This window comes from Blastomonas sp. CCH9-A1, assembly GCF_001557175.1.
Lineage (GTDB): Bacteria > Pseudomonadota > Alphaproteobacteria > Sphingomonadales > Sphingomonadaceae > Blastomonas > Blastomonas delafieldii_A.
The window spans coordinates 110583-124673 of sequence record NZ_LSHM01000035.1; the positions used below are offsets into that span (position 1 = coordinate 110583).

13 protein-coding genes, 1 tRNA gene and 1 other RNA gene are annotated in these 14091 nt (G+C 64.5%); 10 read left to right on the forward strand and 5 right to left on the reverse strand.

Translation table 11 applies throughout. The annotated features are described in order from the left end of the window. Positions 1-97: 97 nt before the first annotated feature. The 8 genes from AX725_RS11505 to AX725_RS11540 all read left to right on the forward strand — a co-directional run bounded on the left by AX725_RS11505 (position 98) and on the right by AX725_RS11540 (position 7994). Positions 98-1183, forward strand: coding sequence for a cysteine desulfurase family protein (locus tag AX725_RS11505; protein WP_060977854.1), 1086 nt, complete (start codon positions 98-100; stop codon positions 1181-1183). After that, positions 1183-2310: a cysteine desulfurase family protein gene (locus AX725_RS11510; RefSeq protein WP_081096860.1), complete on the forward strand. Its 1128-nt coding sequence runs from the start codon at positions 1183-1185 to the stop codon at positions 2308-2310. Before AX725_RS11505 ends, AX725_RS11510 begins: the two co-directional genes overlap by 1 nt. 3 nt (positions 2311-2313) lie before the next feature. Beyond that, positions 2314-2649 (forward strand): 2Fe-2S iron-sulfur cluster-binding protein, encoded by a 336-nt coding sequence (locus tag AX725_RS11515; RefSeq protein ID WP_066114066.1) that lies wholly within the window; start codon positions 2314-2316, stop codon positions 2647-2649. 51 nt (positions 2650-2700) lie between these two features. Continuing rightward, positions 2701-2796, forward strand: an RNA gene (gene ffs / locus AX725_RS11520) — signal recognition particle sRNA small type. Between the two features lie 136 nt (positions 2797-2932). Further along, entirely contained in the window at positions 2933-4684 is a 1752-nt protein-coding gene (locus tag AX725_RS11525; RefSeq protein ID WP_060977909.1) for a DNA polymerase III subunit gamma/tau, read from the forward strand. Then, complete coding sequence (locus tag AX725_RS11530; protein WP_060977851.1) at positions 4681-5016, forward strand: YbaB/EbfC family nucleoid-associated protein; 336 nt, start codon at positions 4681-4683, stop codon at positions 5014-5016. The genes AX725_RS11525 and AX725_RS11530 overlap by 4 nt, the downstream gene beginning before the upstream one ends. 121 nt (positions 5017-5137) lie before the next feature. Continuing rightward, entirely contained in the window at positions 5138-7534 is a 2397-nt protein-coding gene (gene lon / locus AX725_RS11535; RefSeq protein WP_066114070.1) for an endopeptidase La, read from the forward strand. A gap of 187 nt (positions 7535-7721) precedes the next feature. Next, positions 7722-7994, forward strand: coding sequence for an HU family DNA-binding protein (locus AX725_RS11540; RefSeq protein WP_017671429.1), 273 nt, complete (start codon positions 7722-7724; stop codon positions 7992-7994). A gap of 136 nt (positions 7995-8130) precedes the next feature. On the opposite strand, the gene AX725_RS11545 is transcribed toward AX725_RS11540, so the two are convergent. From AX725_RS11545 to rlmB, 4 genes are read right to left on the reverse strand one after another with little or no spacing between them, the layout of a single operon-like run. Beyond that, complete coding sequence (locus AX725_RS11545) at positions 8131-8739, reverse strand: DUF4157 domain-containing protein (RefSeq protein WP_157759161.1); 609 nt, start codon at positions 8737-8739, stop codon at positions 8131-8133. Positions 8740-8779: 40 nt separating this feature from the next. After that, entirely contained in the window at positions 8780-9586 is an 807-nt protein-coding gene (locus AX725_RS11550; RefSeq protein ID WP_060977848.1) for a hypothetical protein, read from the reverse strand. Positions 9587-9641: 55 nt separating this feature from the next. Then, entirely contained in the window at positions 9642-10604 is a 963-nt protein-coding gene (locus AX725_RS11555; RefSeq protein ID WP_066046262.1) for a hypothetical protein, read from the reverse strand. After that, on the reverse strand, positions 10604-11368 hold the full coding sequence (rlmB, locus tag AX725_RS11560; RefSeq protein WP_060977846.1) for a 23S rRNA (guanosine(2251)-2'-O)-methyltransferase RlmB: 765 nt from the start codon (positions 11366-11368) through the stop codon (positions 10604-10606). Before rlmB ends, AX725_RS11555 begins: the two co-directional genes overlap by 1 nt. 157 nt (positions 11369-11525) lie before the next feature. On the opposite strand from rlmB, the gene AX725_RS11565 reads away from it, so the two are divergent. Beyond that, positions 11526-11611, forward strand: a tRNA-Tyr gene (locus AX725_RS11565). Positions 11612-11824: 213 nt separating this feature from the next. Then, positions 11825-13018 carry a tyrosine-type recombinase/integrase gene (locus AX725_RS11570; protein ID WP_231733291.1) on the forward strand — a complete coding sequence of 398 codons (1194 nt, stop codon included), beginning with the start codon at positions 11825-11827 and terminating at the stop codon, positions 13016-13018. 55 nt (positions 13019-13073) lie between these two features. Here AX725_RS11570 and AX725_RS11575 read toward each other — a convergent pair whose 3' ends face one another. Beyond that, on the reverse strand, positions 13074-14036 hold the full coding sequence (locus tag AX725_RS11575; RefSeq protein WP_066119148.1) for a hypothetical protein: 963 nt from the start codon (positions 14034-14036) through the stop codon (positions 13074-13076). Positions 14037-14091 lie beyond the last annotated feature (55 nt).

Sequence of the window (14091 nt, forward strand, 5' to 3'; positions counted from 1 at the left end):
GCCTTGCGAAAAGCAACAAAATGCGTGGATTCGCGCCTGACTGCGGTTAGAGGAACGCGATGAACCGTTGTCCTGACCCCGTCTACCTGTTGCAGCCATGAGCGAACCGCGCATCTATCTGGACCATGCCGCCACCACACCGGTGCTGACCGAGGCGCGCGCGGCGATGATTGCGGGGATCGAGCGCTGGGCCAACCCGTCCTCGCCGCACAGCGATGGGCGCTCGGCGCGGGCGGCGCTGGAAGAGGCGCGGCGGCAGATCGCGGGTGCGCTGAACTGGGATGGCGAGGTGATCCTGACCAGCGGTGCGAGCGAGGCGATCGCGCTCGCCATGCTGGCGGGCAAGGCCGATAGCTGGATCGTCAATCCCACCGAGCATGACGCGGTGCAGCGTCTGACGGCGCGCATCCCGGCAGGACGGTCGCTGATGCGGCTCGCGGTCGATCTCGACGGACGGCTGGTGATGGCAAGCCTCGCGCGCGCACTCGAAACCTGCGGCGGACGCCCGATGGTGGTGGTGCAGTCGGTCAATAGCGAAACCGGAGTGATCCAGGACAATGCCGCGATCGCCGCGGTGGCGCGCGAGAACGGTGCGCTCAGCCTGTGCGACGCCTCGCAGAGCGCAGGCAAGCTGCCGCTGCCCGATGCCGACATGATCGTGGTTTCGGCGCACAAGCTGGGCGGACCGCCGGGGATCGGCGCGCTGCTGGTGCGCGATCTCGGGCTGCTCGAACCGCCTGGCGGACAGGAAAAGGGCTATCGCGGCGGGACGGAGAATGTGCCTGCTGCAATGGGCTTTGCCGCCGCGCTTACCCATGCGCGCTACTGGACCGATCGCGCGGCGGACCTGCGTCATCAGCTCGACAGCGCCATTCGCGGCGCGGGCGGCGAGGTGGTCGCGCAAAATGCGCCGCGTCTGCCCAGCATCGGCAGCTATCGGATGCCCGGCATGGCGGCGAATGCGCAGCTGATCCAGTTCGACCTTGCGGGGGTGTCGGTCTCGGCGGGCAGTGCGTGCTCGTCGGGCACGCTCAAGACCAGTGCAGTGCTGACCGCGATGGGCTGGGACGAAAAAGCGGCGGGCGAGGTGGTTCGGGTGAGCTTCGGCCCCTCGACCACGCGCGCGCATGTCTATCGCTTTATCGAATTGTGGCGCGAAATGGCGGCACGGGCGAAGCGTTGATGGCGACTGCTCCGATCTATCTCGACTATCAGGCGACGACGCCGCTCGCGCCCGAAGCTCTGGCCGCGATGCAGCCATGGCTCGGTGGGCCGGACAGCCCCGGCGGCTGGGCCAATCCGCACAGCGCGCACGCCATGGGGCGCAAGGCCTCGGCCGCGGTCGAGGTCGCGCGAAGCCAGATCGATGCGCTGATGCCGCCGGGCGGGCGCGTGATCTTCACCAGCGGGGCGACCGAGGCGCTCAACCTCGCGATCCGTGGGGCGCTGCCTGCACTGGCACCGCGCAAACGGATCGTCACCATCGCGACGGAACATGCCGCCGTTCGTGACACCTGTCTGTGGCTGGAGAAGCAGGGCCATGATGTCGTGCTGCTGCCGGTGGACCGTGAGGGGCTGGTCGACATGGATGCGGCGCGCGCTGCCATCACGCCCGACACTGCGCTCGTCGCCGCGATGCTGGTCAACAATGAGATTGGAGTCATCCAGCCGGTCGAGCTTCTGGCGGACATGGCGCACGACGCGGGAGCTTTGTTTTTATGCGACGCGGTGCAGGGCTTCGGCCGTGTCGGGCTGCCGCACGCTGCGGACATGATCGCGGTCACCGCGCACAAGATCCACGGACCCAAGGGCATCGGCGCGCTCTGGGTCCGCGAGGGCGTGGCGCTTGAACCGCTGATCCATGGCGGCGGGCAGGAACAGGGTTTGCGATCGGGGACGCTCTCACCAGCGCTTTGCGCGGGATTCGGCGCTGCGGCGAAGCTGGCGGCGCAGCGGGCGGATGCGGACGCGGCGCATGTCGCGCGGTTGCGGGATCGCGCGCTCGCACTGTTCCAGGGATGGCAGGTCAATGGATCGCTCAGCAATCGCTATCCCGGCAATCTCAACCTGCGCCGCGAGGCGCTCGACGTCGCGCGGCTGATGTCCGATGTGCGCGGGGTCGCCTTTTCCGCAGGTTCGGCCTGTGCCAGCGGGTCGGGACGGCCGAGCCATGTGCTGACGGCGCTGGGCCTGTCGAGCCCGCAAGTGCGTTCGTCGATCCGGCTCGGCTTCGGGCGCTACACCACCATTGACGAAATCGAACGCGCCGCGCATTTGATCGTCGATGCGGCCAATCGGCAGATGGGGTGATCGATGATCGAAGTGACGTTCATCAGCGCGGACGGCAAGACCCGTCAGATGGTGCAGGCGAGCGAGGGCGACCGCCTGCTTGATGTCGCGCAGGCCAATGGTCAGCCGCTCGAAGGCACGTGCGAGGGCCAGATGGCCTGTTCGACCTGCCATCTGATCATCGATCCGGCGGATTTCGCCAAGCTGCCCGATCCGGTCGAGATGGAAGAGGACATGCTCGATCTGGCGGTTGCCGTGACGCGCACCTCGCGCCTGTCGTGCCAGATATTCCTGCGCGAGGAATGGGGCAGCCTGACCTGCCGCGTCCCGGCCGAAAGCTACGATATGCAGGGCGTCTGACCGCGTTTTCGGCCCGGCTTGCTTTTCTGTCATCAACTCGCCATATGGCGCTCGGGAGTCGGGCGGACGTAGCCGTCGCCAATCTGGTCAGGTCCGGAAGGAAGCAGCCACAACGATTTTCGCCGCGGGTCGTCCGGCTCCTACCATCCCTCAGCGCCGTACCCCTCCCACACCCTCTGTTTTGAACAGGCGGGCGGTTTCGGTTTGATCCACCGGCGGCAGCGGCTAATCAGCATCTATGGACGATTCCCGGCCCAACGATATGGATAATGACGCAGGCGAAATGCCGGGCCTCGGGCTCGATCTGCCGCCGGTCGCCGCGCCCGTACCCGCGACGGGGCAGGCCTATCGTGTGCTCGCGCGCAAATATCGCCCGCAGACCTTTGCCGAGCTGATCGGCCAGGACGCGATGGTGCAGACGCTGGGCAATGCGATCCGGCGCGAGCGGCTGGCCCATGCGTTCCTGATGACCGGGGTGCGCGGGGTCGGCAAGACCTCGACCGCACGGCTGATCGCCAAGGCGCTGAACTGCATCGGCCCGGATGGGAAGGGCGGCCCGACGATTTCGCCCTGCGGCATGTGCGAGCCGTGCATCGCGATTGCCGAGGGCCGCCATATCGACGTGATCGAGATGGACGCCGCGAGTCATACCGGCATCGACGATGTTCGCGAGATTACCGAGGCGGTGCGCTATGCCGCCGTGTCTGCGCGCTACAAGATGTACATCATCGACGAAGCGCACATGCTGTCGAAACAGGCGTGGAACGGCCTGCTCAAGACGCTGGAAGAGCCGCCGCCGCACGTGAAATTCCTGTTCGCGACGACCGAGGTCAACAAGGTGCCGATCACGGTGCTGTCGCGCTGCCAGCGCTTCGACCTGAAACGCATTCCGTCCGAACTGCTCGCCAGTCATTTCGGCGAGATTTGCGTGAAGGAGGCGATCACCGCCGAACCCGACGCGCTGGCGATGATCGCCGATGCGGCAGAAGGATCGGTGCGCGACGGCCTGTCGATTCTCGACCAGGCGATCGCGCATGCGGACCTTGGCGGCGATGCCAGCGAAGGCGCGCCGCAGGTGCGTGCCGAACAGGTCCGCGCGATGCTCGGCCTGTCCGATCGCGGCGCGATGCGGAGGCTGTTCGCGCATCTGATCGCGGGCGATGCCGACGCGATGCTCGCCGATCTCGATGCGCAGCACAGTCTGGGAGTCGATCCGGTCAGCGTGATGCGCGGGCTGCTGGCGATGGTGCATGCGATCACGCTCCAGAAATCGGCGGGCCGGGTCCGCACCGTGCATGGCGAGGAAGATCGCGCGGCGCTCGCCGACTGGGCGGCCAAGCTCGGCCATGCAAGCCTGCACCGGCTGTGGCAGCTGCTGCTCAAGGGGCATGACGAGATCGAGAGCGCGCCTGTCCCACGTGAGGCGTGCGAGATGGCGCTGCTGCGCGCGCTCTATGCCGCGACCATGCCCGATCCGGGCACGCTCGCCCGCAAGCTGGCGGATGCGCCTTCAGCGGCTGGTGGTAACACCACTGCTCCCACCGAGGCTGCGACGCCGCCGCCGCCACCGCCTGCCGAGGATAGCCCGCCCTGGAATGCGGCTCCCGACGAGCCGGTAGCGCCGCCGCCCGCAACGCCGCGCACCATGGCCGATCTGGTCGACATGCTCGACAATGCCAACAAATGGCTGATCGCCGCGCAGGTCAAGGCGGACATGCGGCTGATCGAGCTGGGCGAGGACAGGCTGATCTATCAGTCCGCCACTGGCCGCGACGATTATGTGCCGTTGCTGCGCGAGGCGCTCGCCTCGATCACCGGGCGCCGCTGGGAGGTCGAACGCGGCGAGGGCGAGGCGCAGCCGACCCTGGCTGAGCTCGAGCAGCAGGCCGAAGCGGCGATGCGCGACGAAATTCTGAACCATCCGCTGGTAAAGGCCACGCAAGCGGCCTTTCCCGATGCGGAAATAGACTGGACTGCGGCGGAAATCTCCCCACATGGAGATGAAACCCTGCCAACACGGAGTGCCAAGGCATGAAAAGCATGGAAGAGATGATGGCGGCTGCGCAGGAAGCGGCGCAGACCGTGCAGCGCCAGATGAACGAGGCGCAGGCCAAGCTGGAATCGATCGAGGTCGAAGGTGCAGCGGGCGGCGGCCTGGTCAAGGTCCGGGCGACCGCCAAGGGGCGCATTCTCGGCGTGTCGATCGATGACAGCCTGATGGTGCCGGCGGACAAGCAGATGCTCGAGGACCTCATAGCCGCCGCGTTCAACGATGCGCGCACCAAGGCGGATCGCGCGAGCGAGGAAGAGATGGGCAAGATGGCGCAGGGCCTGCCGCTGCCGGCCGGTTTCAAGCTGCCGTTCTGAATGCGTTAACCTGGGTGGATGCAGGATCGCTTGTCGTGGATAGACCCGGCAACCATATAAGCCGGTAAGATGCCACCGGACGGCCGGTGACCAACCCCAGATGGATTGAACCGAATTGACCATGTCCCAGACCTATCCCCTGCTGCCCTTGCGCGACATCGTGGTGTTTCCGCAGATGATCGTGCCGCTGTTCGTCGGCCGCGACAAATCGGTCGCTGCGCTCGAGCGTGCGATGGAGCAGGACAAGGAAATCTTCCTCGTCGCGCAGCTTGACCCGGCGCGTGACGATCCCGATCGAGATGATCTTTACGATATCGGCGTGGTCGCGACCGTGCTGCAGCTGCTCAAGCTGCCCGACGGCACCGTGCGCGTGCTGGTCGAAGGCGGCGAGCGGGCACGGCTCAACCGGCTCGAAACGAGCGGCGATCATGTGCTCGCCGAGGTCGAGACCATCCCGGCACGCGCCGTCAGCGGCACCGATGTCAATGCGCTGATGCGCTCGGTGGTCGAGCAGTTCGAGAATTATGCCAAGCTCAACAAGAAGCTTCCGGCGGAAACCGCGGTGCAACTCGCCGAGATCGACGATGCCTCGAAGCTCGCCGATGCGGTGGCCGCGAACATCTCGGTCAAGGTCGCCGACAAGCAGAGCCTGCTGACCGAGGACGATCCGGTCAAGCGGCTGGAAATGGTGTTCGGCTTCATGGAAGGCGAGCTCGGCGTGCTGCAGGTCGAAAAGAAGATCCGTGGCCGCGTCAAGCGCCAGATGGAAAAGACCCAGCGCGAATATTATCTCAACGAACAGCTCAAGGCGATCCAGTCCGAGCTGGGCAATGGCGATGGCGACGACGGCAACGGCGTCAACGAGTTCGCCGAGAAGATCGAGAAGCTGAAACTCTCGCCCGAGGCCAAGGCCAAAGCGACCGCCGAGCTCAAGAAGCTGCGCGGCATGGCGCCGATGTCGGCCGAAGCAACGGTGGTGCGCAATTATCTCGACGTGCTGCTCGGCCTGCCCTGGGGCAAGAAGTCCAAGCTCAAGAAGGACATTGCCGAGGCGCAGACGATCCTCGACGATGACCATTTCGGGCTCGAGAAGGTCAAGGACCGGATCATCGAATATCTCGCTGTCCAGGCGCGCACCAACAAGCTCAAGGGCCCGATCCTGTGCCTGGTGGGCCCCCCGGGCGTCGGCAAGACCTCGCTCGGCCGCTCGATCGCCAAGGCGACGGGGCGCGAGTTTGTGCGCCAGTCGCTGGGCGGCGTGCGCGACGAGGCCGAAATCCGCGGTCACCGGCGCACCTATATCGGCTCGTTGCCGGGCAAGATCGTCAACAACCTGAAAAAGGCCGGGACCAGCAACCCGCTGTTCCTGCTCGACGAGATCGACAAGCTGGGCCAGGATTTCCGGGGTGATCCCGCATCGGCGCTGCTCGAGGTGCTTGATCCGGAACAGAACACCAAGTTCCAGGACCATTATCTGGAGATCGACATCGATCTTTCGGACATCATGTTCGTGACGACTGCGAACAGCCTCAACCTGCCGCAGCCGCTGCTCGACCGCATGGAGATCATCCGGCTCGAGGGCTATACCGAGGACGAGAAGGTCGAGATCGCCAAGCGCCACCTCATCGCCAAGCAGGTGGAATCGCATGGTCTCAAGGACGGCGAGTTCGAGCTGACCGAAGAGGGCCTGCGCGACCTGATCCGCTATTACACGCGCGAGGCAGGTGTGCGTACGCTCGAGCGCGAGATTGCGCGTCTGGCGCGCAAGTCGCTGCGCCGCATCCTCGAGGGCAAGGACAAGGCCGTGGTCATCACGCCCGAGAACCTGTCCGACTTTGCTGGCGTGCGGAAATATCGCCACGGTATCGGCGAGGCGGAGAACGAGATTGGCGCGGTGACGGGCCTGGCCTGGACCGAGGTGGGCGGCGAACTGCTGACCATCGAGGCGGTGACCGTGCCCGGCAAGGGGCAGATCAAGACCACCGGCAAGCTCGGCGAAGTGATGCAGGAATCGGTGCAGGCGGCGTTCTCGTTCGTCAAGGCACGGGCTCCAGCGTATGGCATCAAGCCCAGCATCTTCGCGCGCAAGGACATCCATATCCATCTGCCCGAAGGCGCGGTGCCGAAGGACGGTCCTTCGGCAGGTATCGGCATGGTCACCTCGATCATCTCGACGCTCACCGGCAATGCGGTGCGCCGCGATGTCGCGATGACCGGCGAGGTCACGCTGCGCGGTCGCGTGCTGCCGATCGGGGGCCTCAAGGAAAAGCTGCTGGCGGCGCTGCGGGGCGGCATCACCACGGTGCTGATCCCGCAGGAGAACGAGAAGGACCTGGCCGAGATCCCCGAAAACGCCAAGCAGGGGCTGAAGATCTTGCCCGTAAGCCATGTCGACGAGGTGTTGCGCGTGGCGCTGGTCGATCCGCTGGTGCCGATCGACTGGACCGAAGCGGACGAGCTTGCGGCACAGCCACCGGTGGCCGCAACGGACATCGCAGAAGCAGCAGTGAAACACTAATTTACATGGTGCATTGCAGCATCTGAAAGAGAAGCGCGCAGACCGGGTCGCATTACGGTAACATTGCGACAAAACGCCCGGAAATGCGCGCTTTTCCCTTTGACACTCTCGTCAAATCGGTTCTTACTCAGCCCCCTCAAAGCCGCGATTCAGCAATATTCAACAAAAATCAGGGGGTTCCCACGGCATGAACAAGAACGATCTCATTTCGGCAGTTTCCGAACAGGCTGGTATCACCAAGGCCGACGCCAGCAAGGCGGTGGAAGCGGTGTTCGATTCGATCAGCGGCGCGCTTGCAAAGGGCAGCGAAGTCCGTCTCGTCGGTTTCGGCACCTTCTCGGTGAGCAAGCGCAAGGCATCGACCGGGCGCAATCCGCGCACCGGCGAAAAGATGGAAATCAAGGCATCGACCCAGCCCAAGTTCAAGGCCGGCAAGGGCCTGAAGGACGCGGTCAACTGATCGTATTTGCCCTGCCATCGGGCGGGGCCATTCAGACGCTTTGAGCGGGCAGGGGTCGCAAGCTAACCCTCCCCGGTTGAAATGCTAGAGACATGGGAAGGCGGCGCGAAGAGTGCCGCCTTTCTTTTGCGCCGATTCAGCTGCCGGCCTTGCGGATGGCAGCAGTCACCCGGTCTGCCCGGCGGGTCGCCTCGCGCTCGATTGCGCGCCAGTCGGCGATATAGGCGGCGGCAAAGCCATCCACGCCTATGCGCTTATATTGCTCGACATGGGCCAGTTCGTGCGCCCACATCCAGACATTCTGGGTCAACCGCGCGCTGGAAAAAACGACCTGCCGGTTCAGCGCGATCGCGCCCTCGTCCATGAACTGTTCGGTCACGATCGCGCCCAGATCGATGCGGCCGGTACCGATCGTCCAGCGCGTCGCAGAAAGCGTCTCGGGCTTGAAATGCGGTGCGAGCAGCTTTTGCATGTCGGCAGGAATGGGCTTGGCACCAGCACGGGCAGCCTGGCTCTCGCCATGCCGGATCGCGCGCGCGAGCACGGGGGCGGTCAGTCTCGCCGATCGTCGTGCAAGCTGCTCGGACCCGCGCCGCGCCTCTCCTGCGATGGCGCCTGCAGAGCGCCCGCCCAAGGCCTCGATGACGCGGTTCAGCTCTGCTGGCGGGCGAAGCAGTTTCTCGTCGGGACGCTCGATGCATCCCGGCAGAGCGCAGGCTGCCAGCGCCGCCAGCATTCCCATCACGTGTCGCGGTCCTATCATCCGCGAACCGCTACGCGACCGCCTACTGACCGGCAAGCCCGATCAGCGCCTCCGGACCCTTCGACAGACGGCTGTTGACCACCCATTTCAGTGTCGCGTTCGCCCCCGCCATAGTCGGGCCGTCCTCGGTATTGTTGGTGAGAATGCGCCCATCGGTCGTGATGGTGAACGTCCCTTCGGGCTTGGGCTGGCCAGGCTTGCCCTTGGCATCGCCCGCGCCCGCCATCGCGCCCAGCGCTGCCATCTCGCCGCCGCCCGCTTCGCCCGAATAGGCGGGGGCAGAGACCTTCACGCTGCCGTCCTTGCGGGCGATGATCGTGACGAAGGGCATGATCGCGTTGCCGCCATCGACCAGCGGGAAGGCAAAGCCATGCGCGCTGTTGCCGGTGATCGAATATTCGACATCGATGATACGGTTGCCGCGATAGCTGACCTTGTTCCAGCCCCGCTGCTTCTTCAACTGCTCGACCAGATCGGCAATGCTCTCGTCACTGCCAAGGCCACCCATCTCGCCGCCCATGGCATTGCCGACCATGCCGGTCTCAGCCTTGCTTTCGGCCTGCACCGCGTCGAAATCCTTGCGTTGCTGCGCCAGTTCGGCCTCGGTGCATTCGCGCTCGTCGCCCGTGTCGTCGCTATAGCAGGGGCTCGCCGAGAACTCGGCGGGCGGCGGCGACATGTCGGTCACCACGATTTCGCCGACATAGGTGAAGGTGAAGCTGCCATCGCGCTTGAGGTCCAGCGTCGAACTGAACTTGCCTGGCGATAACAGGCAGCCGGTCAGCAGCAGCGGGGCTGCCAGCGCGGCAACAATTCGCATGAATGTCATGTCTTGGTCCTTTGTACAGGTGCGACCCGTAGGAACCAGTGTGGTGGGTCCGGTCTCAGGCCGGGTTGAGCGATATCAGCGCCTCGGGCGCGCGATCGCGCCGGGCATTGACCTTCCATTCGAGCACGCGCATCGCGCCGGCGACGCTGGGGCCGTCCTCGGTATTGTTGGTGAGGATATCGCCATCGGTGCGGATGGTGAACATGCCGTCGGGCTTGGGCAGGCCCGCAAAGATCTTCGCCTCCTCGCTGTTGCTCGACGATCCCACCGCCTGCAGGATCGACATCAGGCCGCCCATGTTTCCGCCCATGAAGCTGCTTTGCCCCCCTGCGGCAAAGGCAGGCGCGTCGATGCGCACGGCATTGTTCGTGCGCGCGGTGGCGACAATGAACGGGGTGATGCCCTGCACCTTCTCGATCGTCGGAAAGCTGTAATCCTGGTCGATCCTCCCTGAGATCGCATAATCGACGGTGAACAGCCCGTCGCCCTTGTGCACGACCTCGCGCCAGCCCTTCTGCTTCTTGATCCGGGTGATGAACTCGTCGATCGCATCGGGCGAGGTGGGGTCGATGCCACCGAGCATCGCCTTGAAGATTTCGATATTCTTGGCGTCCTCGGCCTTCTTGGCGGCGCGCTGCTCTTCCCAGGCTTCCTTCTGGCTCTCGATCTCGGCGGGCGTGCATTCGCGTTCGAGTGCTTCCTCGGCCCAGCCTTCGCCTTCCTGCTCGTCCTGGGCATAGGCGGTCTTGAGCACCGCCGCGTCAACCTCTGCCGGTTCGCCATAACAGGGGCTGGGGGTGAACTCGCCACCCTTGTCGTCGAGCGCCGCGCCCATCGCGACCAGTTGCGACAGGCCTAGCAGGTGGATGTCGCCCTTGTAGGTGAAGCTGAAGCCGCCGCCGCGCATCACGGTCATGTCGGCAGTGAACTTGCCCGGCGAAAGCAGGCACCCAGTGAGCATCCAGGCGGCTGCGGCGGCCACCAATATCCGCAGTCCCATCCGCCCCCCGGCACGCATCAGCCTTCCCCCCGGTCCATGCGAATCGCGTAGAGCGAGATGGCGGCCGCGTTCGAGACGTTGAGGCTCTCCATCGCACTGCTGATCGGCAGGCGCGCGAGCGTGTCGCAATGGCCGGCGACATTGTGGCGCAGGCCTTCACCCTCGGCTCCCAGCACCAATGCGACCGGGCCGGTGCCCAGCACCTCGGCCAGCGTGTCCTCCGCCTCTCCGGCAAGGCCGATGCGCCAGTATCCGGCATCGGCCATTTCCTCGAGCGCGCGCGACAGGTTCACGACTCGCACCCAGGGCACGATTTCCAGCGCGCCCGAGGCGGCCTTGGCGATGGTGCCCGATTCGGGCGGAGCGTGCCGGTCCTGCGTGATGATCGCGGCGGCATCGAACGCGGCAGCCGAGCGGAAGATCGCGCCGACATTGTGCGGATCGGTGACCTGATCGAGCACCACCAGCGGACGCAGCGGATCGCCCGACAGCACATCGCCGAGCAGCATGTCGTCGAGCGGCTCGACCTCGATGACGATTCCCTGGTGCGGCGCATCGCGCGCGACCAGCCGGGCAAGGTCGGCGACATCGGCAAATTCGACCGACACGCCCGTGGGCAGATCGAATTGCGCCAGTGCCTCGCGCGTGCCGCGAATCCAGCGAATCTGCCGTTCGGGATTGTTGAACGCCGCCTCGCAGGCGTGCGTCCCCCAGAATCGCGGCAGCTTGCCGCCCTCGAGTCCCGCCTTGCGGTTGCGGTTGCGTGCGCCGCGTTTTGCCATGTTGGTGTGTATCTTTCTTGGGCGAACGGGTCGCCGAGGTGGTAAGATCAAGCTTTTCGTCCTGTCGGCATTGACAGGCAAGCGCGAATTGTTCAAGGGACCGCCTCTCGGCAGAGACGGCCCTCTTCGGAACGGCCAAACGCACTGGGAAATGTGTGGACAGGTGGCCGAGTGGTTAATGGCAGCAGACTGTAAATCTGCCCGCGAGAGCGTACGCTGGTTCGAATCCAGCCCTGTCCACCACCCCCTTATTCACTGGCATCCGCCGATGCCCATGGAAATCCCGGATTTCCTAGGGTATTCTGCCCTCATTGGTCCGCCCATGACCGCTCCTGTTCGCCTGCAGCCGGAGCCTAGTGTGGGGACGGTGTGGGGACAGAAGGGGCCGTCCCCACATTTTGGTTTTGGCTGGTGGCCTCTGAAAGTGTGGGGACGAAAATGGGCAGTCTTACGGCAGTGGCGGTCAAGGCCGCGCTCGCGAATCCGGGAACCTATCAGGACGGCGACGGACTCTTCCTGAAAGTGAAGAAATCTGGCGGAGCTTCATGGATGGTGCGAGTCCAGCGCGACGGGAATCGTCAGGACATAGGGCTGGGGAGCGCAAAGCTGGTGACGCTGGCCGAAGCTCGCCAGAAAGCTCAGGAAGTTCGCAAGGCAACGAGGGTAGAGCGGCGCGACATTCTGGCAGAGCGCAAGGACGAGGCTGCCGCGAAGGTCACTTTCCGTCAGGCCGCGCTCCAGTATCACTCCGAGAACGAGGCGGGCTGGAAAAGCACGGTATATGCGCGCCAGTGGCTCGCCACTCTGGAGAACTACGCCTTCAAGAAACTGGGCGACATGCCGACTGGCAGCATCACCAGCGCCGACATCATCAGCGTGCTGACGCCGATCTGGCAGGAAATTCCAGACACCGCCCGTCAGGTGCGCAACCGGATTTGCACCGTGCTCGATTATTCCCACGCCAAGGGCTGGCGCTCCCGCGAAGCCCCATCGGGCAATGGCAGCCTGAAGGCGGGCAGGGGCCTTCCGCGACAGGTGAAGCAGGCGGAAAACCGCAAGGCCATGCCCTATGTCGCGCTACCCGGTTTCATGATCGCCTTGCGGCGCAAGCCTACTTACACGCGTCTGGCGCTCGACCTTCTCATTCTGACGGGCGTCCGCTCGCAAGAGGTGCGGCTCGCGACATGGGATGAATTCGATCTGGAACAGCGCCTCTGGACGATTCCAGCCGAACATATGAAGCGCAACAGGGCGCAGATGGTGCCGCTCTCGGACGCGGCTCTGGCGGTGCTTGCAAAGGCGGATGCGATGCGCCTTGAAGGAGCCGAAGTGGTCTTCCCCGGCATGACCGGCAAGGCGATGTCCAACATGACCCTGCTCAAGGTCATGCGCGACATGTGCGAACCCTACCACGTCCATGGCTTCCGCTCCACGTTCACCGATTGGGCTGCCAACGAAGGCTTCCCCGATGCCGTGGTCGAAGCAGCACTGGCGCACAAGACGCCCGACGCGGTGCAGGCGGCCTATCGGCGCACAACCTATCTCGGCACGCCGGATCAGCCGGGCATGCGGGTGAAGTTGATGGCTGCTTGGGGGCGCTACTGCAATGGCGTCGCAGCTGATGCAGGCGAAGCTGCGACACCGGAGTGAGTGCAGGGCGGGGACACCGGCCGAGCATTGCTGCAACGCCCGCCCGATCTTATGCTCACTCGCCTTCTACCGGAAGAAGAGGCGGATCGAGGTGCGACATGATCTGGCCCGAGAGGATCGGATCGAGTTTGTCAGCCTCTTCCAGCGCCCAGCTTTCCCACGCTGCCAATCGTTCGGGATCGATGTCGTTGCGCTGTTCAAGGGCCCTGCGGACCTCTTCGACCAGCACCCGAAGATCCTGCGACCTGCGCAGCAGTTCGCCGCTCATCCGTAAATCGGTGATTCGCTGTTCGTTGAGCTGGCGGATACGCTCCAGCCGCTGACGCTCCCGCTCTTCCCGTTCCTCCTTTTCGCGCTGCTCGCGTCTGATCCGTTCCTCTTCGGCGCGTATCTCGGATTCCTTGAGCTGACGGCGGAATATCGCTTCGCCCGCCACAATCAGGGACACGGCGATTTCGGCGATGCGGGTTTCGAGCCTTCGTTCCTTCAGATCTTCCCAGGCGGGGATGCCTGATTCGTCGCACCGGATGACCAGCAGGGTGCTGGCCGGAAGCGACGGATCGGGGACCATGACGCCGGAGCGCATCCTGGTCGGATGCTTGCCGAGAATGCCAATCTTGAGGTCGACCTTGGTATCCCCGATGATGACATGCGGACGGAAGGCGCGCGTGTACTGCTCGACATATATGCCAGCATCATGGCCACGCTTCGTCAGCGCGAGGAAGAGCGCATTCAGCAGTCGAAGTTGTCGCTGGCCGACCGGGTGATCGAATTCAGGCTCATACCATCGGCTTTCCGCCGCCTTTTCGCGCAGGCGCTGCTCGCTCCGCATTATGCTCGCAAAGGCGGGATGATAGCGCGACAGGTCTTTTGGCACTGTCACCTTGCCGAGAAGCTTGGTTTCCCGCTCCCGCAGCTCCTCAAGGTCTTCGGGCACTTCGGCAGATGCAAACGGACCGCTTGACGGAATGGGCGCGGCTTTCGGAATGAACGGCTCGAATTTCGGATCGATCAACATGGTTAGCGTCCGCGCTCGTGGTGTAATTTTCGGTGGAGATTTAGGTGCTGCTGGT